This window comes from Nocardia puris, from assembly GCF_036051655.1.
In the GTDB taxonomy this organism is placed as follows: domain Bacteria; phylum Actinomycetota; class Actinomycetes; order Mycobacteriales; family Mycobacteriaceae; genus Nocardia; species Nocardia puris.
Genome location: NZ_CP107943.1, coordinates 1,764,048 through 1,790,478 on the forward strand (window position 1 = coordinate 1,764,048; position 26,431 = coordinate 1,790,478).

Sequence of the window (26,431 nt, forward strand, 5' to 3'; positions counted from 1 at the left end):
CACCCGCGCTCAGCCCGGGAGCCGGACCGGCATCAACAGGTAGGTGTACGGGCTGTCCAGGGCCGCGAACGCGCCGGAGTCGAGCGCCTGGGGCTCCTCCTCGCCGGCGGGCAGCAGCACCGCCGGACGGCTGGGCGTGGTGAACCCGAAGGTCACGCGGTCGGCGTGCAGCGCGGACAGTCCGTCGACCAGGTAGCCGGGATTGAACGCGATGGTGAGCGACTCACCGCGGAAGTCGGCGGCCAGCCACTCCTCGGCGCGGCCCGCGTCGTCGCCGCCCGCCGAGAGCAGCAGGCCCTCTGTGGAGAACTCCAGTCGCACCTGCGCGCCGCGCTCGGCCACCAGGGCCACGCGCTTGATGGCCTCGGTGAGAGCCGCGACCTCGAGGGTGGCCAGGGAGGTGTGCTCCTTGGGGAGCAACTGGCGGAACTTGGGGAATTCCGCGTCCAGCAGGCGGGTGGTGGTGCGGCGCCCCGCGTTGACGATGCCGAGCAGGCCGTCGGAGCCCGCTCCGGTCCCCAGCGACAGCTGCACGGGCGAGTCGGAGGGGCCGAGGGTCTTCGCCGACTCCGAGAGCGTGCGCGCCGGGATGAGCACCGCGGTCTCGATATCGGCCTGGGCGGGCTGCCATTCGATGTGGCGCACCGCGAGGCGGAAGCGGTCGGTGGCGGCCAGCACGACCTTGGAGCCCTCGATCTCGACCCGGATGCCGGTGAGCATGGGCAGCGTGTCGTCGCGGCCCGCGGCGACGGCGACCTGGCCGACCGCCTCGGCGAACACATCCACACCCAGTTCACCGGTGACCTGCGGGACCTCGGGCAGTTGGGGATAGTCCTCGACGGGCATGGTGGGCAGCGAGAACTTGGCGCTGCCACAGGTGATGAGCACGCGGGTGCCGTCGACGGACACGTCGACGGGCTTGTTGGACAGCGCCTTGGTGATGTCGGCGAGCAGCCGGCCGGAGACCAGCACCTCGCCGGGGCCCGCGACCTCGGCCGCCACGCGCATCTGCGCGGAGACCTCGTAGTCGAAGCCCGAGACGGTCAGCCCGTCCTCACCGGCCACCAGGAGCACACCGCCGAGCACGGGCACCGGAGGCCGGGACGGCAGGCTGCGCGCGACCCAGGCGACCGACTCGGCGAAATCCTCCCGAGCGACCCGAAACTTCATGCTGGCAAGCTCCATCGCCCGATCTGTCCTCTCCCGGTTCCGTGATCCGTACCTGCGCGGCGCGCGAGCCGTGTGGCCCGGCGACCCCAATGGTCAGCCTTGGTTCTACTCAGGGGGTGTCCGGCCGCCTATCGAAGTCTGGCACAGACGGCCGACATAAAACCTACCCGCGCGCGGCGCGTGAACCTAGTCCGCCCCTCGCATCGGATCGGCCGTGTCCCTTCTCCTCCTTGCCTGTGTAACTCGCCCCGATCCGGACGTGACCCTCTCGGCCCGACTTTCCACACACCCTGTTTTGAAGAGAGATCTATTAGAAGAAGAACTGAAGTAGTAGTAGGCACTGTGGAATCTGTGGACTGCGGCCGTTGTCGCTGGTCAGTAGGCGTGGTGGCGTGGGGATGACCGTGGGGTGACTCGAGGATGAATCGGGGACGACTGTGGAGCGCCCCGAACTGTCCACCGTTCATCCTCGAGTCGTCCTCGAGTTGTTCCACCGGATTCACCCAGTTGTTCACACCTGTGCACCATCCGGTGGAGAACCGGTGGATTCCTCGAGGACTCCACACGGACTCCTCGAGGAATCCACAGGGATGAACAGGTCCCCGCCCAGGTCAGGGCCTGTGGGTGGAATCGATGTGGATGATGTGGATACCCGCCTGTGAGTAGCGCGCGCGACGGCCTGTGGACGAATCGGTGGACAAACCGGTGGATTCCTCGAGGACTCCACAGGGATTCCTCGAGGAATCCACAGGCCACAAAAAAGCACCGCCCCAGGTCAGGGGCGGTGCGAGGGTGTGGAGGAAGCTCAGCGCGAGCGCTGCTTGATCCGGGCTGTGAGTTCCTGCACCTGGTCGTAGACGCGGCGCCGTTCGGTCATCTCCTTGCGGACCTTCTTCTCCGCGTACATCACCGTGGTGTGGTCGCGGCCGAACGCCTGCCCGATCTTCGGCAGCGACAGATCGGTGAGCTCGCGGCACAGGTACATGGCGATCTGCCGGGCCTGGGCCAGCGGACGGGCCTTACCCGGGCCGGTCAGCTCCTCGAGCGTGGTGTTGAAGTACTCGGCGGTGACCGCCATGATCGTGCTCGCGTTGATCTCCAGCGCCGCGGTGTCGGGCATGAGGTCGCGCAGCACCACCTCGGCCAGCGGCAGGTCCAGCGGCTGGCCGTTGAGCGAGGCGAACGCCGTGACGCGGATCAGCGCGCCCTCCAGCTCGCGGATATTGCGCTCCACCCGGCTGGCGATGAGTTCGAGCACGTCGTGCGGCACATCGAGGCGGTCCATGCGTGCCTTCTTGCGCAGGATCGCGATGCGGGTCTCCAGCTCGGGCGGCTGCACATCGGTGATCAGGCCCCACTCGAACCGGGTGCGCAGCCGCTCCTCCAGGGTGGCCAGCTGCTTGGGCGGCCGGTCGGAGGACACCACGATCTGCTTGTTGGCGTTGTGCAGCGTGTTGAAGGTGTGGAAGAACTCCTCCTGGATGCCTTCCTTGCCCTCGATGAACTGGATGTCGTCGACCAGCAGGATGTCGGTCTCGCGGTAGCGCCGCTTGAACGCGACCTTGCGGTCGTCGCGCAGGCTGTTGATGAAGTCGTTGGTGAACTCTTCGGTCGACACGTACTTCACCCGCATCCCGGGGAACAACCGCTGCGCGTAGTGACCCGCCGCGTGCAGCAGATGGGTCTTGCCCAGGCCGGACGCTCCCCACACGAACAGCGGGTTGTAGGCGCGGGCGGGCGCCTCGGCGATCGCGACGGCCGCCGCGTGGGCGAACCGGTTGGACGCGCCGATGACGAAGGTCTCGAAGGTGTACTTCGCGTTCAGGCTGGCCGAGGAGTTGGCCGGCGCGGGCGCGCTCTCCTGGCTCTTGCCGAAATAGGTGGGCCACGAGTTGCGCACGTCGACGACTGGCTCGTCCTCGGGCTCGGCGCGCGGCGATTCGCCCTGCTCACGCACCGGTTCGTGGGCGGCGGGCTGCTCGCGCAGCGGCATCCGGGCCGGGCCGCGGACCGGTTCCGGCGTGAACAGCGACTCCTGTCCGGGCGGCGCGGAATCCCGTCGCGAGCCGGGGCCCGCTTCGCGGCGCGGCGGCGTGGACACCGAGGGCACCTGCGCGGCGTCGCCCGGGTACTCCCCCGCGACCGGCGCGCGGTACACGGTGGTGGGGTAGTCGTCGGCGCCCGGGTAATCCTTGCTCGGCGTGTAGTCGGCGCTCGGCGCGTACTCGGCGGCCTGGGGATAATCCGAGGAGCCCGGGTACTCCGGCGCGGGCGAGAACTCGCCCGGCTGCGCGTAGCGCGGGGCCGGGTAGTCGGTGCGGCTCGGCGGCTCGCCGGGGAATCCGGCGGGCGCGCGCGGGGCCTCCCTGGTGCGTTCGGGCCTGCTCGTCATGCGCGCGTGCCGGGGATCGGCCGCCGCTCGCGCGCTGCTCGAGGTGGCGGGCGCCGCGATGCGCACACCCAGACCTTCGACCTGGGGACCCAGCCTGCGGGCCAGCGAACGCAGGATCGGTTCGCGCAGATCGCGCTCGATGGCCTCCTGGGCCAGCGACGAGGGCACCGAGAGCAGAGCGAACCCCTGCGCCACCGTGATCGGCTTGACCAGCTTGAGCCAGGCCTGCTGGGCCCTGGTCACGGCCTGGATCGCGCCGTCGGCGGAGCCGGTGGTGAGCTCGGCGATCACCTCGGGCCACACGGTGGCCAGCACGTTCTGCTCGTCGTCCATGCAGTGTCCTCCCCGGGAGTAGGTCGATGGGAGCAGACGGCTGGGGTTGCGGGCGGACATGGGCTATTCTGTGATCCCGCGTACGTCCGCAGCCGGTGGGGACGCTGCTCGGATTCCCCCGTTCCTGGCAGCGGCACTGCGCCGTCGGCTCTACGAATATGCCACTCCAAGGGTCTTTCCACACAATTATCCACAGATGTGGAGAACCCTGGGGAATTCGCCTTTCGCCCCGGGTCACGGCGGTATCGGGCGCCGACCTGCGGTTTGTCAGCAACCTCGCGGCAACGTGACGATCGGGTGACCGCCGGACCTGCCCAGGGGTGTGGACGAGGTCACCGGATCGGGCGGCCGATATGGCGAGCCGGGGGCCGAGTTTGACCCGTCCGAGCCTGGTCAGTACCCTCGTACAGTCACCCCTTGGTGCGGTGGCGGTCCCGTGCTGACCGCGTGTGGTCATTTGAACGACCGTGTGCGCCAGGACCGACTCGCGCCGATGATGACACCGCGATTCATCGCGCACATACGTATCACCGAAAACTTCGGGCGTCGACCGATGCCCACCTACCTGAGGAGTGTTGACCGTGGCCAAGGGCAAGCGGACGTTCCAGCCGAACAACCGTCGTCGGGCGCGGGTTCACGGCTTCCGCCTCCGGATGCGCACCCGTGCGGGTCGCGCCATCGTGTCGGCGCGTCGCCGCAAGGGCCGCGCCTCCCTCACTGCCTGATCCTCGCTCTCGGACGCTCGGGTGTTGCCTGAGCCGCATCGGTTGCATCATCGTGCCGACTTCTCCCGGACGGTGCGCCGTGGCCAGCGAATCGGGAGGCGGGATCTGGTAGTGCACGCGCTGGTGCGCGAGTACGAAGGAATCGTGGGCGCACACGTACGGCACGGCGATCCGGTGGACACCGGATCGCTCGTCCGCGTCGGCGGGCCGAGGTTCGGTTTGATTGTCAGCAAGGCGGTGGGCTCCGCGGTGGTACGACACCGGGTGGCCCGCCGCCTGCGTCATATGTGCGCCGAGGTGCTCGCCGAACTCCCGGCCGACGCCGACGTGGTGATCCGCGCGCTGCCCGGCGCCGCCCACGCCGACTCCGCCGAACTGCTGCGCCAACTGCGCGGCGGATTGCGCAAACTGGGGGTAGCACAGGCACCGGGGCGCACGTGAAGGTCGTGACCTCCCTGGCCCGGTTGCCCGCACGCACGCTGATCTTCTTGATCGAGCTGTACCGGACCTATGTCTCCCCCACCCGCATGCCGGTGTGCCGCTTCACGCCGACCTGTAGCGAGTACGCGGTCACCGCGCTGCGCACCCGAGGCCTGTTCGTCGGCCTCGGACTGACGGTCGTGCGCTTGGCCAAATGCGCGCCCTGGCACCCTGGTGGGTGGGACCCCGTTCCCGAGCGCCGATCCCGCGCGCGGAACGGGGCAGTCGCCGACACGTCGTCGGCGCCACACGCTTGTAAAGGATCGCCGCACGCGGTGTCAGGCGACACGAACGACGGGAGTACATAGAGCCGTGCTCGACTTCATCTATTGGCCGGTGTCCTGGATCTTGTGGTTCTGGCACAAGGTGTTCGGGGCCATCCCGTTCCTCGGCCCCGACCACGGTCTGGCCTGGGCGCTGTCGGTCGTGTTCCTCGTCTTCACGCTGCGCCTGGTGCTCTACAAGCCGTTCGTCAAACAGGTGCGCACCACCAAACAGATGCAGGAACTGCAGCCCCAGATCAAGGAGCTGCAGAAGAAGTACAAGAACGACCGCCAGAAGATGGCGCTGGAGATGCAGAAGCTCCAGAAGGACCACGGCTTCAACCCGCTCATGGGCTGCCTGCCGATCCTGGCGCAGGTGCCGGTGTTCCTCGGTCTGTTCCACGTGCTCCGCTCGTTCAACCGCACCGGCCACGGCTTCGGTCAGCTCGGCCTCACTCCCGAGCAGAACGCCGCGCTGGCCAACTACGCGTTCAGCCCCGAGGACGTGCAGTCCTTCCTGAGCGCCCGCATCTTCGGCGCGCCGCTGGCCGCCCACATCATCGCCCCGGCCAACGAACTGCTCGCGTTCGAGGATTACGGCGGGGTGCCCTCCAAGCTCAGCATCGCGGCCGTCGCCATCCCGCTGATGATCATCGCGGGCATCGCGACCCACTTCAACGCGCGCGCGTCGGTGGCGCGGCAGTCTCCGGAGGCCGCGGCCAACCCGCAGGCCGCGCTGATGAACAAGCTGGCGCTGTACGTGTTCCCGCTCGGTGTGCTCGTCGGCGGCCCGTTCCTGATGATCGGCATCCTGATGTACTGGGTCGCCAACAACATCTGGACCTACGGTCAGCAGCATTTGGTCTTCGGGCGCATGGAGAAGGAAGAGGAAGCCAAGAAACAGGCCAAGCTCGAGCAGCGGGCGCAGAATGCCCCGAAGCCGGGCGCCAAACCGGTGAGCACCAAGAAGCGTCCGGTGTCCACGGAGAAGGTCACCGACGCCGTCGAGCCGTCCGATGCCGAGCCCTCGGCCAACGGCACGGCTTCGGCCAACGGAACCTCGAAGTCGAAGACGACCGCGAACAAGGGCGGCGCGGGGCAGCGCAAGCAGGGGGCCGGCAAGCGCTCCGGCGGGCGTGGACGCGCCAATCAGAAGCGCCGTCGCTGATCGCCATCGACCATTCGTGATCGCGCGCCGTCGGCGCCGAGCGGCCCGCGCGATGGAGGAGATGAAGGAAACCAAATGACTGTTGAGACCGACGGAGGGGATGCCACCGTGGCGACGAGCGTGGTGAACGCCGAGGCCGACGATGTGGTGAGCGACGCCGAAGAGGCGCTCATCGAGGAGGGCGAGATCGCGGGCGACTACCTCGAGCAGTTGCTCGACGTGCTGGACTTCGACGGCGATATCGACCTGGACGTGGAGGGCGACCGCGCCGTCGTCAGCATCGACGGCGGGCGCGATCTGTCGAAGCTGGTCGGCCGCGACGGTGAGGTGCTGGACGCGCTCCAGGAGCTGACCCGGTTGGCCGTGCAGCAGGCGACCGGAGTGCGCAGCCGGCTGATGCTGGACGTCGCGGGCTGGCGGGCCAAGCGCCGCTCGGAGCTGAGCTCGCTGGGCGCGGAAGCGGCCAAGCGGGTGCTGGCGTCGGGGGCGCCGGAATCGCTGTCGCCGATGACGCCGTTCGAGCGGAAGATCGTGCACGACGCGGTCGCCGCCGTCGACGGAGTCAGCAGCGAGAGCGAAGGTGTGGAGCCGAATCGCTACGTGGTGGTCGTCCCGTCCTGACCCGGGAGCCCGTCGCGTTTCGTCACGCTGACGATTGATGATTGGATTGGCCTCTGGCCCCCTCGGGCCGGGGGCCTTCTCCATGTGTGGTCGACCTCGAGCTCGGAAGGATGTTTCACGTGGAACGAGAACCCGGTGCAGGTGCCGCGCTGCCGACCGAGACGGCACCGCCGGCCGCCGCGACGGTGTTCGGCGCGCGGCTCGATATCGCCCGGCGCTATTGCGCGGCGCTCGCCACCGCCGGTGTGGAGCGCGGGCTGATCGGTCCGCGCGAAGTGCCGCGGCTGTGGGACCGCCACATCCTCAACTGCGCCGTGGTCGCCGAGCTGATGCCGGAGGGCGTCACGGTGGTCGACATCGGCAGCGGCGCCGGACTGCCCGGCATCCCGCTCGCCATCGCCCGGCCCGATCTCCGCATCACCCTCGTGGAGCCGCTGTTGCGCCGGACCACCTTCCTCGGTGAGTTCATCGAGGAGGCCGGACTCGACATCACCGTCGTCCGCGGCCGCGCCGAACAGTCCGGCGTGATGAAGGAAGCGGGCGGTGCCGATATCGTCACCTCCCGCGCCGTCGCCCCGCTCGCCAAACTGGCGCAGTGGTCGCTGCCGCTACTGCGCGACCACGGGCGGATGCTCGCGCTCAAGGGCGTCAGCGCCGCCGACGAACTCGAGCGCGACGGTGACTCCCTCGCCCGCGCCGGCGCCGGCAATTTCGAAGTCCTCGAGTGCGGCGTCGGCATCGTCGAAACCCCCACCTTGGTGATCAGCGCCGAGCGCCTCCCCCGCGCCGAGCGCGTCGCTCGTCGCCGAGACAGGGTGGGTGCCGGGGATGCGTCGCCGGGACTGCGTCGGGGGATTACGCGGGGGCGTCGCTCAGGGAAGTAGTCCCTTTGCCCGTGGTGTCGTGAGTGGATGGCGACCGGGCCAGCGACCGGAGTCGCCGGAGGCTCTTCCCTCGCTGTGCCGTGCGTGGACAAGTCACTCCCCTCGGGGCCCCGGTGCGTTCCTCTCTCGAGGTGCCGGTGTGGCGGTCGCCCGAGGTGCCAGTGTGGCGGGTCTGAGGTCTCCGATCCGGTGGGGTCCGATCGATGCTTCACGTGAAACATCGATCGGGACGCCGCGAGCCGCGCGGTGACCACGGTCGGACGCTGCGATGTTTCACGTGAGCAATGCGGACGGCCGGTCGGTGCGAAGTCCCGTGTGCGGGCAATCCGTCCGCCCCGGAAGTGGCTCGCGGGTCGGATCGCTCACGAGTTCCGAAGTGGGCGCACCCCATCCCGGGAGTCTCGGCGATCGCGGCGGCGCGCGTATCCGCGGAATGCGCGGTCGGCGTGTTCCGCCGAGAGGGATGCCGAGGTTTCACGGGAAACATCGATGGTCGAACCTCCCCGAATCGCGCTCCGGATCGTCCGAATTCCGCTCCCCCGGGCCGGAATTCCTCCGTTCTCGCACTCCGTTCGGCGCGTATTCGCGTGTCGCCGCGATTCAACTTTCTTCTGGGGCTGAGTGCTGGCAAGCTAGTGAGCGTCGGGCGTGAGCGTTGGTGCCACGGTGGGATGTGGGTGTGCGGGACTGCTCCGCTCGGTCGTTTGATCGGGCGCCGTCCCGACGGAGCATCATGTTCGATCCGACACAGCAGTGTGAAGACACGGCATCGGCGTTGGCCCGAGGCGCGTGGTCTGTAGTTCTCGGGTTAGGAGCTGTCTATGTCGAGCGGTCCGGCGAATGTTTCACGGGAAACAACGTCGCGAGTGCCGGGGATGCTGGACTCCAGCAACTTCGACACGGAGGCTTTCGGAAGCACCCCGTTCGGGAACATCTCCCCCAGCGAGACCCCGATCGCCGCCGAAGCTCAGCGTGCCAGTCAGATATTGCATCCAGGAAAGGTGACAGTGCCGAAACCGCGCGAGCAACGGATCATCACCATCGCGAACCAGAAGGGTGGCGTCGGAAAGACCACCACGACGGTGAATCTCGCCGCCGCCCTGGCGCACCAAGGCATGAAGGTGCTCGTCATCGACCTCGACCCGCAGGGCAACGCCAGCACCGCGCTGGGCATCGACCACCACTCGGGCATCCCCTCCAGCTACGAGCTGCTCATCGGTGAGGTCTCCGTCAAGGAGGCCATCCAGCAGAGCCCGCACAACGAGCGGCTGCTGTGCATCCCCGCCACCATCGACCTGGCGGGCGCCGAGATCGAACTCGTCTCGATGGTGGCGCGCGAGGGGCGGCTCAAGGGCGCCATCCAGGAAGCGAATATCGCCGGCTACGACATCGACTACGTGATGATCGACTGCCCGCCCTCGCTGGGCCTGCTGACGGTCAACGCGCTCGTCGCCGCCAAGGAGGTGCTGATCCCGATCCAGTGCGAGTACTACGCGTTGGAGGGCGTCGGCCAGCTGCTCCGCAATATCGGTCTGGTGCAGGCGCACCTGAATCCCGAATTGCACGTCTCCACCGTCATTCTCACCATGTACGACGGCCGCACCAAGCTCGCCGATCAGGTCGCCGAGGAGGTGCGCGGTCACTTCGGTGACGTGGTGCTGCGCTCGGTGATCCCCCGTTCGGTGAAGGTGTCGGAGGCGCCGGGCTACGGGATGACGGTGCTCGATTATGATCCAGGCTCCCGGGGTGCGATGAGCTACCTCGACGCCGGACGCGAGATGGCTCAGCGGGCGCTGGCCGAGCAGGCTGCGAACGGCGCGGAGTGATCCGGGCTCGGGTCGGCACGACCCGGACAGGTGGCGGACGAGGGAAGGGATCGGTGGGTCGATGAGTCAGGCGAAGAAGGGTGGGCTAGGCCGTGGTCTGGCGGCGCTGATTCCGACGGGCCCGGCCAATGCCCAGGGGTTGAACACCCAGGGGCTGGGCAGCGCGGCGGCGAACGTCGTGATCGGGCTCGATCCCATCGGCCCGCAGCCGGCGTCGGCGTTCCTGCACCGGGTCCCCGAACCCGCCGAGGAGACGGAGCTGGCCGAGGGCGGCGCCGTCTACCGGGAGATCCCGCCCGATCGCATCGAGCCGAATCCCAAGCAGCCGCGCCAGGTCTTCGACGAGGAGGCGCTGGCCGAACTGGTGCACTCCATCCGCGAATTCGGCCTCATGCAGCCGATCGTGGTGCGCCGCCTGGACGGTGACGAGGAGCGCTATCAGCTCATCATGGGCGAGCGGCGGTGGCGCGCCTGCCAGGAGGCGGGCGTCGAGACCATCCCGGCGATCGTCCGCGAGACCGCCGACGAGTCGATGCTGCGCGACGCCCTGCTGGAGAACATCCACCGGGTGCAGCTGAACCCGCTCGAAGAAGCGGCCGCCTATCAGCAGCTGCTCGAGGAGTTCGGCGTCACCCACGAGGAACTCGCCACCCGGATCGGGCGGTCCCGCCCCGTCGTGACGAACATGATCCGCTTGCTGAAGCTGCCGATCCCGGTGCAGCGGCGGGTCGCGGCGGGCGTGCTGTCGGCCGGCCACGCCCGCGCCCTGCTCGGTCTGGAGGCGGGCGCGGACGCGCAGGAGGCGCTCGCGGCGCGCATTGTCGCCGAGGGAATGTCGGTGCGCGCCACCGAGGAAGCGGTCACGCTGGCGAACCGCGATCCGGATGCGGCCGCTCCCCCGGCCCCCCGGCGCAAGCCGATCCAGATGCCGGGACTCCAGGATGTGGCCGAGCGACTGTCGAATTCGTACGACACCCGCGTCACGGTGAGCCTGGGCAAGCGCAAGGGCAAGATCGTGGTGGAGTTCGGATCGGTCGAAGATCTCGAGCGCATCGTGAACATGATGGAACAGCAACTCGGTTCGTGACAGAAGTGGCGGAAATAGCCCCGTGTATCCCGTAGGGACGGGTCCGGCGCGGAAACGTCACTGTGACGGCATGGTTTTCGCCGTCGCGGTGACGCGTTCGCGCGGAACCGCCGGACTCGGACACAACAGCACAGCGACCTGGAATGAGGCGGCTTCGCGTTGATCGCATATCCTTGCTGGCGAGAAGACATTGATGCGGCGTGAGCGTGGATGAATCGGACAGCTGGAGGCTGAGCAGAGCGGTGTCGACCAGCGTCACAGCACTTACCCTCGGCGGCCTGGACAACCTTCCCGCGCATGCCCGCCGCTGCGTGTTCTGGGAGATCGATCCCGCCGTGGCGGAGGACTCCCGGGCGTTCAGCGACCCGGTGTTCGAGAAGGAAGCCTGGCTCTCGACTGTCATGCTGGAGTGGGGTTCCTGCGGACAGGTGGCGAACGTGGACGGCAAGGTCGCCGGTTGCGCGCTGTACTCGCCGCCGAGCGCCGTGCCGCGTGCCGGCCTGTTCCCGACTTCTCCGGTGAGCCCGGACGCGGTGCTGCTGACCACGCTGCGCACCGAACTCCCCTACCGCGACGAAGATGTCGCGCACGCGCTGCTACAGGCCGTCGTGACGGATCTGATCCGCCGTGGCGTGCGCGCGCTGGAGGCGTTCGGATTGCGGTCCGAGCCGCCGGCCAAGCGCACCGACCGGTTGGTGGGTTCGATGACGCTCATGGAGCGGATCGGCGCGCCGCTGCGCGGATCGGCCGCATCGGCGTCGGCCGAGTGTTCGCCGCAGACCTGCATGATCGACGCGGACCTGTTGGAGGAGTTCGGTTTCGAGGTCGTCGCGGCGCACCACCGGTTCCCGCGGCTGCGCCTGGAGCTGGATTCCGACCACGGCTGGAAGGAAGACGTGGAGCGCGCGCTCGACCAGTTGCTCGCCGCCGCGTCGATCACCGCGCCCACCCGCGCGGGCGCCCGCTGACACGAGAACGCCCTGCCGACCCGAAGGATGGCAGGGCGTTCTCGAAAAGTACTGGGCAGCCTCAGGTCCGGTCGGCGGCCGCCAATTCCTCGGCCAGCAGTTCGGCGAAAGTGTAGGTGCCCGTGGGCTGATCGTCCTGCCCCAGCAGGTACAGCCGCTTGACCGAGATGAGGATGGCCTCGGCGATCACGTCGCGCATGCGCGGGTTGGTGAGCACCGACGCGTCGTATTCGTTGGTGAGATAACCGATGTCGACCTGCACGGTGGGCATCTTGGTGAGCCGCAACAGATCCCACGTACGCGAGTGAGTCCGGCAGTCCTGCAACGAGGTTCGCGCGACTACCTCGCGCTGGATGAACCCGGCCAGCACCTGCCCGATCATCGATACCGAACCGTGCGAATTGCCGAAGTGGAAGCTGGCCAGCCCGTTCGCCGAGGGGCTCGGGTTGGTGGCGCACCGCAGCGAGATCATCAGATCGGCGTCGAAAGCGTTGGAGGTCTCGGCGCGTTCGGCGTCGGTGGGATTGGCGCCCCACGGGCGGGAGAGGAACGTCTCCATCCCGGTGGCGGCCATGCGGCCCTCCAACCGGCTGGCCAGATCCCACAGGATCTCCGACTCGTACACGTCGCCGTATTCGGTGGGCACCGCGTGCCCCTTGTCGGGTCCGCCCAGGCCCGGGTCGATCACGATGCGCTTGCCCGTCAGCTGCGGGCCCGCGCGATGCACCACCTCTTCCTCGGCGATGCGATGCGGGTTGCCGCCCGTCACACGCGCGCCGAGCAACTCCAGCGAGCGCAGTGTGTCGGGCCCGCAGATACCGTCGGCGGACAGCCCGATCTCCCGCTGGAAGGCGGTGAGCGCATCGTGGGTGTGCGGGCCGAAATAGCCGTCCACGCGGTGCACGTAGAAGCCGAGATCCTGCAGTTTGCGCTGCAAGGTGGCCACATCGTCGCCGTACAGGGGGGCTGACAGCTGGTAGATGAGGGTGCGCGCGCCGAGCCGGTAGGACGCCTCCTTCAGGGCCCGGTAGGTCGCCGGACCCACCACCCCGTCCACGAGCAGACCGCGATGCTGCTGGAACGCGCGGACCGCGGAATCGAGGTGGTGGTCGAAGGAGGCCTCGGTGTCTTTCCAGTACTCGTGCCCGTCGGCCGAATCGGCGGCATGCGCGTGCAGGAATCCGAGACTGGCCAGGGTGCTCCGAACCTCTGCTACGGCTGGACCGGTATCGCCGTGACGAAGTCGGTGCATGCGTGAGAGCCCTTTCCTTCCGTCGAACCGGGTACCCACTCAGGCGACGGCGTACACCCTCGCGCGAAGCGTCGGTCGATTGTCTCAGACCTGGCCCCGAAAACGGCAATTACCGCCGCCACGGGCATCCTACGGCGCGTCGTCGAGCGCGTCCGTCAGATGACGTCCGCGAGCTCGCGCAGCAGGGCCGCTTTGCCCTTGGCGCCGACGATCTGCTTCACCGGCTTCCCACCGCGGAACAGCATCATAGTGGGCAGCGACAGCACCTGGTATTCGCGGGCGGTGGACGGGTTGGCGTCGACGTCCAGCTTGGCGATGGTCAGCTTGTCGGCGTGCGCGCCGGCGATCTCCTCCAGCACGGGGGCGACCATCTTGCACGGTCCGCACCAATCCGCCCAGAAGTCGACCAGGACGGGCTTCTCGCTGAGCAGCACGTCGTCGGCGAAGGACGCGTCGGTCACGGTGACCGTGTTGCCGTTGTCGGCCATGGGTTTCTCCTCGTTGATCGGGATGTGGGCGAGATCAGTGGGCGTTCGCGGCGACCGGCTGTCCCGCGTGGTCCAGGGTGTTCGCGGTGATATCGCCCTGCTCGGAGAGCCAGCGTTCGGCGTCGATCGCGGCGCGGCAGCCCGTGCCCGCGGCGGTGATGGCCTGCCGGTAGGTGTGGTCGACCAGATCGCCCGCGGCGAAGACGCCCTCGACGTTCGTGGCGGTGCCCGGATGCCGGACCTGCACGTAGCCCTCATCGTCGAGTTCGACCTGGCCGCGCACGAGCTCGCTGCGCGGGTCGTGGCCGATCGCGACGAACAGGCCGGTCGCGGCCAGTTCGGAGGTCTCGCCGGTGCGGGTGTCGCGCAGCGTGAGACCGGTCACCGCGTTGTCCCCGTGCACCCGAACGACTTCCGCGTTCAGCACGAACTCGATCTTCTCGTTGGCCTTGGCCCGCTCCAGCATGATGCGCGAGGCGCGGAACTCCTCGCGCCGGTGCACGATGGTGACCTTGGACGCGAACTTGGTGAGGAAGGTCGCCTCCTCCATGGCCGAGTCGCCGCCGCCGACCACCACGATCTCCTGGCCCTTGAAGAAGAAGCCGTCGCAGGTGGCACAGGCGCTCACGCCGCGGCCGAGCAGTTCCTGCTCGCCGGGCACGTTCAGGTAGCGCGCGGCCGAACCCATGGCCAGCACGATCGCGTACGCCTGGTAGGTCTCCTCGCCCACGGTGACCGTCTTCACGGGACCGCTCAGGTCGATGGCGTCGACGTCCTCGGTGCGGATGTCGGCGCCGAAACGCTTGGCCTGCTCGCGCATCTGGTCCATCAGGTCGGGGCCCATGATGCCGTCGCGGAAGCCGGGGAAGTTCTCCACCTCGGTGGTCGTCATCAGCGCGCCGCCGAATTGGGTGCCCTCGAACAGCAAGGGCTGCAGCTCGGCGCGCGCCGCGTAGACGGCGGCGGTGTAACCGGCGGGGCCGGAGCCGACAATGATCAGGTCGCGAATCATGGCGCCCTTCCGAGGTGATCTGGGGTGATCTGGGGGAACGTGAAACTCAACAACAGGGTAAACGCTGATGTTCCCGCGCGGCCCGGCCCCGTCGCTACCCGATGTCGGTGATGTTCTTCACCTGCGGATCTCCCGGCGCGCAGCCCGGCCCCACCACCAGCGCGGTGATCTGGCCGCGGTCGGCGCCGCCGAGCAGGATGAGCACCGCGGCCTGGCCGCTGTAGGTCATGTTCATCGAGCCGAGCACCGGGCGGGTCAGGCCCGCCGCGGCCACGCAGGCGTCGCGGGCCGCGTAGTCGGCGAGCGGGCCGGTGACGTCGTTGCGGCCGAGCGCGGCGAGCGCGGCGGTGGCGGTGAGGTCGTCGCCGATCTGGTTCTCGGTCGGTGACGCGACGGGCGTGCCCTCCTCGTCACCGCCCAGCACCGAGGCGCCGATCCCGACACCCGCGACCACGGCCGCCACGGCCGCCGCGGCGGCGAGCCAGCGCAACCGGGGGCCGCGGCGTTCGTCCAGCGAGACGGGCGGGGCGAGGTGTTCACTCGGACCTGTTGGGGCGGAAGATGTTTCGGAAGGTTCCGGCAGCCGGTGGACGGTGGCGCGCGGCTCCTCGCCGGACTCCAGATCCTCGAGGAACGAGAACAGGCGCACCGACACGTCGTCGGGCATCGGGTGGAGTACCGGGTCGACGGCACCTAGTTCGCGCACGTGGCCGCGCACCTCGTCCAGCGAGTCCAGATACCGGCTGGCGTCGGCATCGGCGCGGACCAGGGGCCACAGCTGGGCTCCGAGTTCGGGGTCGATGTTGTCGGCATGCAGGTCGGCCAGCAACTCCGTGGAGAACGGAGGCTGCGGAACTGACCGGGTCGCCATCGCACCTCCGTAATTCCCATCGGACATTGCTGTCCCGTTCGCCATGGCGACCGCCTACCGGGCCGCCCCTGAATACATCGCTCAGTGGTTCGTCACTATTAATGACGCAGCGCCACTAGTTCCGGTTCCGCGGATCGCGCAGAAATTCCAAACGTTCCTGCAAACGTTGCCGTGCCCGCGCGCACCGGCTCTTGATGGTCCCCTCCGGGACGCCGAGCATGGCGGCCGCCTCCGCCACGCTATACCCCTCCAGATCGACCGCAACCAGCGCGGTCCGCTGATCGGGCGGCAGCGAGAACAGGGCGCGATCCACCACGATCGACAACTCGAGGTGGGCGAACTCATCGCGCTCGTCGATCGGTTCCGGCATGGAATCCGGCGAGAACGACACCGCGCGCCGGGTCTTGTTGCGCCGGATGCGGTCCAGGCAGGCGTTCACCACGATGGCGTGCAACCAGCTGCGCACCTCGGCCTCCGCGCGGAACGAACCTGCGGTGCGATGGGCCGAGAGCAGTGCGTCCTGCAGCGAATCGGCCGCGTCCTCCCTGGTGTAGGAGGTGCGCAGGGCGGTCTGCCAGAGGTGGTCGTTGTGCCTGCGCAACAGTTCGGCGAAGGCGTGGCGCTCCCCGTCGACGTGCGCCCGCAGCAACTGCGCGTCGGTGAGGTCGTCGGGCACGAACGAGCGCTCGCGGGCCGCGACCGGCCGCGAACTTCCCGCGCGGGAACCCTCGTTCCTCTCCGACAATCCAACCCCTCGACGGCGCTCACCGGGCGACAGCGTGGATCACCTGTCACCGAAAACTTTCGCAGCATCCGGAATCGCGTCACCAGAATCCGGGAAGCTCCCCTGCCGAGAGCGCGTGCCGATCATATCGGCAGGGCCGAAGGGGCAGCAACCAGACCGAGCGGGATGCCGGCCACGCCGCAACGGTGGTGGGAGAGAAAGGAAAAGGTCAGGGGGCGGCGTCGAACCGCAGGTCGGCGATGGCCGACTGGAACTGGCTGCCGGTGGTGCCGAGCCCGGTGATCCACACGAGCACGTAGCGCACCGCCTGGTCGGCCTGCACCGGGATCTCGGTGACCCCGTCGCCCAGCTGGGCCGTGCCGATCAGCTGGGTCTGGTCCAGGGTGGGCGAATTCGTGGGCGACGTGCGGATCTCCACCGAGGTGCCCGGGCTCGGCGAGGTGATCGAGACGTTGGTCAGCCGCGCCGGGCTGGGCAGCGTGGCCAGCAGCCCCACGCCCTTCTTGAGCGCGGGGAACTGCTGGAAGTACTGGTCGGTGCGCCACACGGTGGCCGGATCGTTGTCCAGCACGGCCGCCACGTTGTTCACACCGTCGGGCGTGCCCTCGGGCGAGAACACCGTGACGCCGGTGACCGGGACCGGAACTCCGCCCGTCGGCGTGCTCGGCACCGCGCCGGGGGCGGGCGCGGGCGCCGGTGTGCTGTTGGTGGTGAGGCCGATATTGCGCTGTTCGTCCAGCGGCGCGTCGGAGGCGCCCGGCGCGAACACGCTGACCATCCACCAGATCACGACGCCGACCACCAGCGCGGCCAGGATGCCCAGGCCCACCATGATCCACATCATGCGCTGCGAGCGTTCCCGCTCCTGCGCGAGCAGTTCCGGATCGGCCAGCGACTCGTCGGCGGGCACGTGCTGGGCCCGCTGACCCAGCCGCAGCACCGGGATGAAATCGGTCTTCTGGTCGACCACGGACGCCTGCTCCAGCACGTGCTGCACGGTGGCCGCGGTGCGCACGCCCTTGTTCGACTCCAGCGAACGCACCGCGACGGCCGAGATCTCGAACGGCACCTCCGGCCGGATCTGGCGCGGCTCCACCGGCGTGCCGTCGGCGCCGAAATCGGCCAGACGCAGGCCGCCGACGGTGGCGGCGGACCCGGTCAGCCCGCCGGAGCGGATCGGCCAGCGCGCCGTGATCAGCGCGTAGAGCATGGCGCCGAGGCCGCGCACGTCGGACTGGGCGTCGGAATCGGCCAGCGTGCCGGGGAAGGCGAGTACCGCGTCGCCCGAGGCGCTGATGCGCACCCGGTCGGGATGGTCGATGGACAGCGAACCGCCGCCGCGGTGGGCGAGTTCGGCGGCCGAGGCGAGCGCCCGGATGGCGCGGGCGGCGCCGATCGGTGAGGGCACCGTCTCGGCCATCTCACGCAGCGAACGACCGGGCGTCCACTCGGCCACCACGATGCCGCCGGAGCTGCCGCGCACCACGTCGAGCACGCGGGCCAGGCCGGGTGAGTTGATCCGACCCAGACGCAGCGTGCGCGACAGGATCGCCTGCGGGCCGTCGTGACCGGAGTTCTCGCCGGCCTTCTGGTCGGCGTCGACGAAGGTGAGCGCGACCTCGCGGTCGAGTTTGATGTCGAGCGCCTGCCAGAACTTCAGCCCGCGCGCACCGCCGTGGCTGGCCAGCAGCCGGTAGCGGCCACCCGCCACCGACGCGCCCGGCATCAGCTTGGGGCCGCGCGGAACCCGGCGTTGACCGGGGTCGACGGGCTGCTGCGGCGGCAGCTGCGGCACCGGGATCATGCCGGTGTCGTACATCGGATCGCGCGGCGGCGCCTGCTGCGGCGGCGGTGCGTCGCGGGGCGGGGGCGCCGCGGCGGGACCCACCGGCGCGTGCGGGGGCCTGCCGGCCTCGCCCGGCCCCTGTGGCTGCTCGGCCGCGGGGGGATTGTCGGTGGACAGACTGCCCGCCCCACCCGCAGGAGGTTCGGCGGCTGGGACGCTGCCCGCCGCCGCGTCGTCGCTCACCCTCGGTCCTCCTTCGCCCTGGTATGTCGAGGTCTCGGCGTACTCGCCACGAGTGCCCACCTGCCGAACAGGGTACGGGAACTGTCCCTTGCCGGTCAGGTCGACAGCTCCGGGACGGATCACGGGCAGCACCATCGTCTGGGTGTCCATGACGGGGTCGAATCCGGAGTAGGCGTACGGATGCGGCCTGCGCATGACCTGGGTGGCGTACTCGTCCTCGACCGGTCCGTCCAGGTCGAGGTCCGGTGCGGGCGGGGTGATGCCCAGACGGCGCGAGACGGCCACCGTGATCGCGACGATCTCGGGGATCCCCGCCAGGCGCATGAGCCCGAACGCCACCGCGAACAGCACAATGGCGTCGATTGTCACGCGCAGCAGCGAGCCTGGCGCGCTGGTGATCCGGTCCAGCCCGAGCACCTTGTCCACGATCAGCATCACCGCGCCCGCGGCCAGCGCGGCCAGCACCACGCGGGTGACGGTGCGCCCCACGTTGATCATCCGCAGATCGCCGAGGCTGCGGTGCAGCAGATAGCCGCCGATCACCGCGCCGACGGCGAAGCTCACGCCGTTCACCGCGCCGAGGATGATCACCACCTGGTCGCCGGAACTGGCGAACACCGGGGCCAGCGCGGAGAGCACGATCTTGACGCCGGTGATGCCGAGGATGATCCAGGTCGGCGTCCACGCCTGTTCCCTGGCGTAGAAGACCCGCAGGTGGATCAGCACCAGCGCGTACGGGATCAGGGTGAAGGCCGACCAGCTCAGCGCGTCGCCGAGGCGCCCGGCATCGCCGGAGAACCGCGCGTAGCCGAACAGCGCCTCACCGATCTGGGGCCCGGCGAGGGTGAAGAACACCACCACGGGCACCAGCGCGATCATGGTGAGCCTGGTCGCGACGGACAGGTCGTCGACCACCGCGGGGGTGTCGTCGTTGGCGGCGTTGCGACTCAGGCGCGGCATGATCGCGGTGAGCAGCGTGACGCCGAGCACGCCGTAGGGCAGCTGCAGCAGCAGCCAGGTGTAGGAGTAGATGGCCGGGCCCGCCGCGTCGGCCTTGGACGCGACGTTATTGGCCACGATCATGCCGACCTGGCTGATCAGGACGTACAGGATGATGGCCGCGCCCATGGCGGCGAACTGCTTGAGCCGGTTGTCGATGCCCCACAGCGGCCGCAGGTCGATGCCCTCGCGGCGGATCGCGGGCAGCAGGATCAGCACCTGCGACACCACGCCGAAGGTCACGCCGAGGCCCAGCACCAGCAGCTTCGGATCGCTCATCCGCACCGGATCGAGGGTGATCTCGCCCGGGGTGAGCGCGTACACGGCCAGCACCGTGAGCACCACGACGTTGTTCACCACCGGCGCCCAGGCGCCGGGTTTGAAGTTCTGCCTGGTGTTCAGCACGGCCGTGAGCAGCGCGGACATGCCGTAGAACACGATCGCGGGCAGCAGCAGATAGGTGAGCGCGGTGGTGAGGTCGGTGTTCACCGCGCCGTCGGAGTCGACGAACACCCTGGTGGCCAGGATGGGCGCGGCCGCGGTGGTGAACAGCGTGGCCACGGCCAGCACGGTGAACGCGGCCGTGACGAGCCTGCGGATGAACGCCGCGCCGCCGTCGGCGTCCTCCTGTTCGGCGCGCACCAGCGTGGGCACCACGATCGCGGTCAGCACCGCGCCGAGCACCAGCTCGGCGATCATGTTCGGGATCAGGCTGGCCGAGGTGAACGCGCTGGCGATGGCCGGGCCGAGCACGGCCGCCAGCATGAGCACCTTGCCGAAGCCGGTGATCCGGCTGACCAGGGTGGCGATCGCGATCGACCCGGAGTCGCGCAGCAGGCGCGCCGACGCGCTCTGCTTGGGCTGCGGCTCCTCCGGTTCGTCCTGTTCGCGCGGGCGCGAGGGTTCGTAGCGCGGCGGGGGCGCCGTGCGCACGGTGACGTCGTCGGCCGGGTCGTGGCGGGTGTCCGGCGGCGCGAAACGCTGCGGCGGGACGCGCACGGGTTTCGCCAGGACGCCGTCTTCCTGGGCGGAGTACGCGCCCTGCCCGGGATGTGGCGCGGGCGGGCGGGCGTGAGCCGGACCGGGTGGAACACCGGGGCCACGGTTCGGCGGCTGACCAGGTCCGCGCTGCGCGGGGATGGGGCCGGAGTGGCCCGACGGGGTCGGCCGCTGGACGGGAATCGCACCGGACGCGGGACCTCGCTGGGCCGGGATGTTGCCCGGGTGGCCGCCTTCGGGGCCGCGCTGGACCGGGATCGCTCCCGATTGGCCGGGCTCCGGCCCGCGTCGAGGGCCGCGTTGCGCCGGGATGGCACCGGACTGGCCGGGGCCGGGACCGCGTTGCGCGGGATACGCGCCGGGACGCCCCGCCGGGTAGTCGTCGGATTCGGCAGGTATCGGGCGGCGATCGGGGAAGTCGTCGGGTCCGCCGGGGATGGGGTCGCGGCCGGCCGGGAAGTCTTCTGGCGTGCCCCGCACGCGTGCGCGTCCGCCCGGGAGATCGTCGGGTGGGCGGGGTATGGGACCGCGTCCGGCCGCGAAGTCCTCCGGCCCACCCGGCATCGGGCGACGCGGGGGTTCGGGTGCGCGCTGACCAGGCCCGGGGCGCGCCGGGCCGCGCTGCGCGGGAATCGCGCCCGACTCACCGGGACCGCGACGGGGGCCGCGCGGATCGTACTCGGGCGGGACAGGATGATCGGGACGCGCCGGACCGCGCCCGGGATGCGGCGGGCGCTGGGGAGGGGGCGGCATCCGGCCGTCCTGCGGCCTGCTCACCCGGGGCACCGGGGGCGGGACGTTCGGATCGCGGCGGGTCACACCGGGTTCCTCCGGCGGTCGCGGCGCGCGTTCCCACGGCGCGGCGGGGGCCCGGCGGGCGGGCGGCCCGTCAGGTCGTTCATCAGGTCGAGACCGATGAGCGGATGAATCATCGTCGCTCATCATGCCTCCTGTGTCGTACCGGACCCGTGCATCCGGCATGCCCGATCGGCGTTTCGCCCGTCGAGCGTCCCCCGTCGTGCCGTCCCGCGATCCCGCCCCGTCGCGGACGCGCGTCCCCACCGATTGTTCCGCACGGTGAGGGCGCCCGATCGATCATCCCTCACCGTGCCTCCTGTCCTGCCTTTCGCAGCGCGCGTTTGCGTGCCCGACGGTACCTGCTCGCCCGGCGGCGCAGATCCGGGCCGACACCCTCGTCGGCCGGGTCGGGACGACCGCGGAAGCGCCGCCACAACCGGCGTCCGACCAGCACGAACAGCAGCAGGCCCGCGCTCGCCGTGATGATCGCCAGGGCCTGGCCGTACGCGTTGGACCGCACCGACACCGAGGTGGCCTCGCCCAGCCCGATGCCCTCCGGCGTGGTGAGCGAGATGGGGATCACCAGGTTACGGCTGTCGCTGACCTCGGTAGGGATCTGGAACGACCGTGTCCCCTTCGGCGGTAATTGCTGTTCGCCGATATCGGTGATCTTCGTCTCGGCGGGGGCCTCGATGCGGAATCGGATGCGGATCGCGACCGGCAGATCGTTGCGCGCCACCAGCAGCAGGGGGCTCTGCTCCGACGCCAGTGTGTACACGCCGCCGGGCGGCAGCACCGACACCGAGCCGAACAGCTCGTCCATGGTGCGGGTGGTCTGGTCCAACCGCCGCTGCGCGAACGTGTCCGGGGTCGAGGCGTTGCCCGAGCGCCGATCCGAGAGGGAGAGCACCCGCACCAGGTCGTCGCGCAACGGGGTCAGGAACTGCCCCGGCGTCGGCTCGAACTCCGGCACGTCCACCAGCGCGCGCATCAGCTCCGAGACGCGCCTGCCCTGGTCGCGGACGGGCAGCACGAATCGTTCCGGCACCGCGTCGGCCGCCGCCTGCGACAGATAGGACAGTTCGAACGGACGCGGATCCGGCGGCAGCGCGACCAGATCGGCGAACGCGCGCGGTGTGGCCAGATTGCCGCGCATCAGCAGCTCCACCTGCTTCAGCAGCGCGGTCGCCTCGTCGCGGTTGGCGCCCCACTGCTGCGGCGGCGACAACAGCATCGAGCGCGGCCCGCCCGCCTGCGGATTCAGCGCGCTCCAGGAGATCGCACCCAGCGCGTCCTGCAGGCGCGCGGTCCGCGAATCGTTCATCACCTCGTAGCGCACCCGGTTCGGCGTGAACGAGGGCGTCGGCGGATTGGAGCCGACCGCGGCCAGCGCCGTCGCCGACCAGATGTCGAACGTCGCCACCCGCAGACCCGGATCCGGTTGCGCCGCTTCCGGAGTGGGCGCCGGGGCGGGCGGAGCGGTCACGCTCGGCACCGACACCAGCTCCGGCGCGGCGGACTCCGGCACATCGACGGACTGGCGCGCCGTCATCGAACCCGCCGAACCCTCGGGCACCACCGCCGAATCCGCCAGCACCGCCGTCGTGACACCGTGGCCGCGCAGCAGCATTCCGCCGCCCGCGTCGACGGTCCCCGAATCCGGCAGGCTCACCCCGCGCAGCGAACGCACCCCCAGAATCGAATCCACCAGGTCGGCGGGCGCGTTCAGGGCGCGCGCCGACAGGTCCGGATCGTTCACCGCCGCCAACGCCGTCACATCGACCTGCGCGAACGGCAACGCCACCGTGCACAGCGAGGACGCCAGCGCGCGCAGCCGGTCCAGCCAGTTCTGCGCCGCCTCGGTGCCCGCACCCTCGCGCGTCGCGCCGTCCGGATCCGACGGGCTCGCCAGCACTCGGTACTCGCTCGTCATCGCCTGCACCGTCAGCAGCAGATCCGGGTCCACCGCCAGGCACACCGAGGTAGACAGCTCGCGGCTGCGGGTCACCCCGGTGCCGATCGCGGATTCCAAAGCGCCCAGCAACTGCTCCAGGCGCCCGCCCTTGCTCAGCGAGGCGGCCAGCTCGTCATCGGTCAGCTCCGCCATCCCGTTCACCGAACCCGGCACGCCCGCCACCCACCGCGGGCGATCCGCCAGCGGCCACAGCAACGTCGTCGCCACCGGCGGATTCGCCGGCGGCGGCACCGGTTGCGCGCCGTCGGGCTCCACCGGCGGCAGGCCCAGCACCGGCAACAGGAACCGGGCGTCGTCCAGTCGCGCCTGCGTGCCGTACGCCGGTTCGCCGTTGACGTTCAGTAACAGCGGATACACGCCAGGTTCCGAAATCCCCAGCGACGCTTCACCACTGCCGTCCTGGCGCAACGGCATGCTCAACGTGAACTGCTTGCGCTGCCCCGGACTGAGCCGGTCGACAACTTCCTCGAACGGGCCGGACAGATCGAAGTTCACCTGGTCCAGGCTCAGCGACGACCGCAGCCCGCTGGGCTCCGACACCGCGGGCGCGCGCTGCAACCGCACGCTGATGTCGTCCACCACGCGGTCGCCGATATTGGTCACCGTGCCCGACACCGTCAGCAGCGGATCGCTTGTCACCGTCACCGCCGAGGGCGACACCGAATCCAGCGACAACTTCAAGAACTGCGGCCCCGACGTGGTGTTGGACCCGTTGGGCTGCCCCGACCCCGGCCCGGCCAGCACCAGGGGCGCGGCCACCGCGGCGAGCAAGGTCAGGACCGCCACGATGATCCGGCACAGTCCACGCGTCATCGCTCGCCGATCTCCATCCGATCGATCAGCCGATTCGCCACCTCGGCCAGCCGCCGCTCGTCCGCGTACGCCAGCCGGGAATCCAACTCGCTCAAGGGAACCCACGCCACCTGCGTGACCTCCACGTCGGCGTCGGACAACTCGCCGCCCACCGAACGCAACAGAAAATGATGCACGGTCTTGTGTACCCGGCGACCCTCGGTGACGAACCAGTAATCGATACTGCCCAGCTCGGCCACCACCACCCCCTGGATACCGGTCTCCTCCGCCACCTCGCGAATGGCGGTCTGCTCCGCCGTCTCGCCTTCCTCGATATGCCCCTTCGGCAACGACCACAGCAACCGGCCGCGCCGATCGGTCCGCCCGATCAACGCCGCGCTCCGCTTGTCGCTCGGCCCGTCCAGACCGTCCACGACCAATCCCCCGGCCGAAGTCTCCCGCACCGTACGCATACGAGGCTTAGCCGCATTCCCCGCCGAACCGCGGCGCCGCGGCTGGCGGCGTCGACTGTTCGCACGATCCGCCGGAGACACCTGGCAATCCTAGCTGTGTTTTTTTGCGCGCTGGCGCGCGCGTGTTCGCGGCCCTTGATGTCTCGCGTTCCAGCGCTCGAGACTCGCGCTGCGCGCATGCGCTTCGAGCGCTGGAACGCGAGACGGCCGCGAACGGTCGGTCGTCGGGCTCCCTCCCCGAGGTGGCTGGGAGAGTGCGGAGTGTGCGTTTCGGGTGATCGTTGAGGCGAGGTCGGGGGCTGGTGTGCGGCGCTGTGCTTGTGGCGCGCCGGGCCGCGAACGGTCGGTCGTATGGCTCCCTCCCCGAGGTGGTTGGGAGAGTGCGGATGGTGCGTTGTGGTTGAGGGCTGTAGGTGTCGTGGCGGGTTGGCGGGTTTCGGGTGGGCTCAGCAGGCTGTGCCAGAGAATCGGTGGGATGGATGCAGGCCTACGTGGCACTATGCGGGCGTCCTTATATATGGCGCGGGGGTGGGGATCGTGCGGGGGAAAAGGGGTGGCGGGGGCTCGGTAAGCTGCTCTTTCGTGGTTTCGCCCAAGTCCGAGGATGCGCACGTGACCGGTTCCGCCCTGATTCCCGCCGAGGAACGGCGTACGCGGTTGCTCGCGGCCGCGGCGGTGACGCTCGGCGGGTTGTCGGGCATCCTGACCCCGCTCGGCGAACTGTTCGCGGCGCGGGGGCACGCCCTCTACCTGGTGGGGGGCAGTGTGCGCGACGCGGTGCTCGGGCGGTTGGGGACCGATCTGGACTTCACCACCGATGCGCGGCCCGAGGTGGTGCAGGAGATCATGCGGGGCTGGGCCGACCACCTGTGGGATACGGGGGGTCTGGCGTTCGGCACGGTCAGCGCGGCAAAAGGTGATCAGCAGCTGGAGATCACCACCTTCCGCAGCGATTCCTACGACCGCGTCTCGCGCAATCCGGAGGTGACCTTCGGCGACACGCTCGAGGGGGATCTCGTGCGCCGCGATTTCACCGTCAATGCGATGGCCGTGAAGATCGCCTCCGACGGATCGCTCGAATTCGTCGACCCGCTCGGCGGTATGGACGCGCTGCTGGCCGGGGTGCTCGACACCCCCGCCGCGCCCGAGGACTCCTTCCACGACGACCCGCTGCGCATGCTGCGCGCGGCCCGGTTCGTCTCCCAGCTCGGGTTCGAACTCGCGCCGCGCGTGCGCGCGGCGATCGTCGCGATGGCCGGCGAGATCGACCGCATCACCGCCGAGCGCGTCCGCGCCGAACTGGACAAGCTCATCGCCGGTGCGCACCCCATCGACGGCATCGACATCATGTGCGAGACCGGGCTGGCCCAGCGCGTGCTGCCGGAGGTCCCGGCGATGAAGCTCGAGATCGACGAGCACCATCAGCACAAGGACGTGTACTGGCATTCGCTCACCGTCCTCGAACAGGCCATCGACCTGGAGGACGGCGATCCCGACCTGGTGCTGCGCTGGGCGGCACTGCTGCACGACATCGGCAAGCCCGACACCAAGCGCAACGAGCCGGGCGGCGGTGTCAGCTTCCACCACCACGAGGTGGTGGGCGCGAAGATGGTGCGCAAGCGCATGCGCGCGCTGAAGTACCCGAAGCAGTTCACCGAGGACGTGGCCCGCCTGGTCTTCCTGCACCTGCGGTTCCACGGGTACGGCAAGGGCCAGTGGACCGATTCCGCGGTCCGCCGCTACGTCACCGACGCCGACTACCTGCTCCCCCGCCTGCACAAACTGGTCCGCGCCGACTGCACCACCCGCAACAAGCGCCGGGCCGCCGCGCTGCGCGCCACCTACGACGACCTCGAGGCGCGTATCGAACGCCTCCGGCAGGAGGAGGACCTGGCCAAGGTCCGCCCCGACCTGGACGGCAACGCGATCATGGAGCTGCTCGGCCTGGCGCCGGGCCCCGAGGTCGGCACGGCGTGGCGCTTCCTGAAGGAACTGCGCCTGGATCGCGGCCCGCTCACCCGCGACGAGGCGGAGGCGGCGCTGCTGGCGTGGTGGAAGACCCAGCAGGACTGAGATTTTCG

General features: G+C 69.6%; 20 protein-coding genes. 10 read left to right on the forward strand and 10 right to left on the reverse strand.

Going from position 1 to position 26,431, the window contains the following annotated elements:
- Positions 1 to 9: 9 nt before the first annotated feature.
- Positions 10 to 1,185 carry a DNA polymerase III subunit beta gene (dnaN, locus tag OHB21_RS07790; protein WP_067502761.1) on the reverse strand — a complete coding sequence of 392 codons (1,176 nt, stop codon included), beginning with the start codon at positions 1,183 to 1,185 and terminating at the stop codon, positions 10 to 12.
- Positions 1,186 to 1,975: 790 nt separating this feature from the next.
- On the reverse strand, positions 1,976 to 3,895 hold the full coding sequence (dnaA, locus tag OHB21_RS07795) for a chromosomal replication initiator protein DnaA (protein ID WP_067502765.1): 1,920 nt from the start codon (positions 3,893 to 3,895) through the stop codon (positions 1,976 to 1,978).
- Between the two features lie 581 nt (positions 3,896 to 4,476).
- On the opposite strand from dnaA, the gene rpmH reads away from it, so the two are divergent.
- The 9 genes from rpmH (at position 4,477) to OHB21_RS07840 (ending at position 11,917) form a co-directional block, all read left to right on the forward strand.
- Positions 4,477 to 4,620 (forward strand): 50S ribosomal protein L34, encoded by a 144-nt coding sequence (rpmH, locus tag OHB21_RS07800; protein ID WP_006550910.1) that lies wholly within the window; start codon positions 4,477 to 4,479, stop codon positions 4,618 to 4,620.
- A gap of 21 nt (positions 4,621 to 4,641) precedes the next feature.
- Positions 4,642 to 5,061 carry a ribonuclease P protein component gene (rnpA, locus tag OHB21_RS07805; RefSeq protein WP_084537274.1) on the forward strand — a complete coding sequence of 140 codons (420 nt, stop codon included), beginning with the start codon at positions 4,642 to 4,644 and terminating at the stop codon, positions 5,059 to 5,061.
- A 5-nt stretch (positions 5,062 to 5,066) separates the two neighbouring features.
- Entirely contained in the window at positions 5,067 to 5,408 is a 342-nt protein-coding gene (yidD, locus tag OHB21_RS07810; RefSeq protein WP_195125005.1) for a membrane protein insertion efficiency factor YidD, read from the forward strand.
- Positions 5,409 to 5,412: 4 nt separating this feature from the next.
- A complete protein-coding gene (gene yidC / locus OHB21_RS07815; RefSeq protein WP_067502768.1) occupies positions 5,413 to 6,531 on the forward strand; it encodes a membrane protein insertase YidC in 1,119 nt (372 codons plus the stop codon).
- A gap of 75 nt (positions 6,532 to 6,606) precedes the next feature.
- Positions 6,607 to 7,152, forward strand: coding sequence for a Jag family protein (locus OHB21_RS07820; RefSeq protein ID WP_067502771.1), 546 nt, complete (start codon positions 6,607 to 6,609; stop codon positions 7,150 to 7,152).
- 110 nt (positions 7,153 to 7,262) lie between these two features.
- Positions 7,263 to 8,036, forward strand: coding sequence for a 16S rRNA (guanine(527)-N(7))-methyltransferase RsmG (gene rsmG / locus OHB21_RS07825; protein ID WP_084537277.1), 774 nt, complete (start codon positions 7,263 to 7,265; stop codon positions 8,034 to 8,036).
- 875 nt (positions 8,037 to 8,911) lie between these two features.
- A complete protein-coding gene (locus tag OHB21_RS07830; protein WP_228789760.1) occupies positions 8,912 to 9,862 on the forward strand; it encodes a ParA family protein in 951 nt (316 codons plus the stop codon).
- Positions 9,863 to 9,923: 61 nt separating this feature from the next.
- Positions 9,924 to 10,949 carry a ParB/RepB/Spo0J family partition protein gene (locus OHB21_RS07835; RefSeq protein ID WP_067502781.1) on the forward strand — a complete coding sequence of 342 codons (1,026 nt, stop codon included), beginning with the start codon at positions 9,924 to 9,926 and terminating at the stop codon, positions 10,947 to 10,949.
- Positions 10,950 to 11,191: 242 nt separating this feature from the next.
- The gene (locus tag OHB21_RS07840; RefSeq protein WP_195125006.1) at positions 11,192 to 11,917 is read left to right on the forward strand and encodes a GNAT family N-acetyltransferase; all 726 of its coding nucleotides are present in this window, start codon (positions 11,192 to 11,194) and stop codon (positions 11,915 to 11,917) included.
- 61 nt (positions 11,918 to 11,978) lie between these two features.
- Here the strand turns inward: OHB21_RS07840 and OHB21_RS07845 are convergent, their stop codons facing one another.
- The 8 genes from OHB21_RS07845 to OHB21_RS07880 form a co-directional block, all read right to left on the reverse strand.
- Positions 11,979 to 13,169, reverse strand: a complete 1,191-nt coding sequence (locus OHB21_RS07845; protein ID WP_067502787.1) for an N-acetylmuramoyl-L-alanine amidase — start codon at positions 13,167 to 13,169, stop codon at positions 11,979 to 11,981.
- 155 nt (positions 13,170 to 13,324) lie between these two features.
- Positions 13,325 to 13,657, reverse strand: coding sequence for a thioredoxin (trxA, locus tag OHB21_RS07850; RefSeq protein WP_067502790.1), 333 nt, complete (start codon positions 13,655 to 13,657; stop codon positions 13,325 to 13,327).
- Positions 13,658 to 13,691: 34 nt separating this feature from the next.
- On the reverse strand, positions 13,692 to 14,669 hold the full coding sequence (gene trxB / locus OHB21_RS07855) for a thioredoxin-disulfide reductase (RefSeq protein WP_067502793.1): 978 nt from the start codon (positions 14,667 to 14,669) through the stop codon (positions 13,692 to 13,694).
- A gap of 94 nt (positions 14,670 to 14,763) precedes the next feature.
- Positions 14,764 to 15,540 (reverse strand): hypothetical protein, encoded by a 777-nt coding sequence (locus tag OHB21_RS07860; RefSeq protein WP_195125007.1) that lies wholly within the window; start codon positions 15,538 to 15,540, stop codon positions 14,764 to 14,766.
- 115 nt (positions 15,541 to 15,655) lie between these two features.
- Positions 15,656 to 16,216, reverse strand: coding sequence for an RNA polymerase sigma factor SigM (gene sigM / locus OHB21_RS07865; RefSeq protein WP_067502826.1), 561 nt, complete (start codon positions 16,214 to 16,216; stop codon positions 15,656 to 15,658).
- Positions 16,217 to 16,493: 277 nt separating this feature from the next.
- Positions 16,494 to 20,246, reverse strand: a complete 3,753-nt coding sequence (locus OHB21_RS07870; RefSeq protein WP_113975135.1) for a murein biosynthesis integral membrane protein MurJ — start codon at positions 20,244 to 20,246, stop codon at positions 16,494 to 16,496.
- Positions 20,247 to 21,414: 1,168 nt separating this feature from the next.
- On the reverse strand, positions 21,415 to 23,898 hold the full coding sequence (locus OHB21_RS07875; protein WP_067502832.1) for a DUF6049 family protein: 2,484 nt from the start codon (positions 23,896 to 23,898) through the stop codon (positions 21,415 to 21,417).
- On the reverse strand, positions 23,895 to 24,431 hold the full coding sequence (locus tag OHB21_RS07880; protein WP_067502835.1) for an NUDIX hydrolase: 537 nt from the start codon (positions 24,429 to 24,431) through the stop codon (positions 23,895 to 23,897). The genes OHB21_RS07875 and OHB21_RS07880 overlap by 4 nt, the downstream gene beginning before the upstream one ends.
- Before the next feature lie 531 nt (positions 24,432 to 24,962).
- Here OHB21_RS07880 and OHB21_RS07885 point away from each other — a divergent pair.
- Positions 24,963 to 26,423: a CCA tRNA nucleotidyltransferase gene (locus tag OHB21_RS07885; RefSeq protein WP_195125008.1), complete on the forward strand. Its 1,461-nt coding sequence runs from the start codon at positions 24,963 to 24,965 to the stop codon at positions 26,421 to 26,423.
- The last annotated feature ends 8 nt before the right edge of the window (positions 26,424 to 26,431 follow it).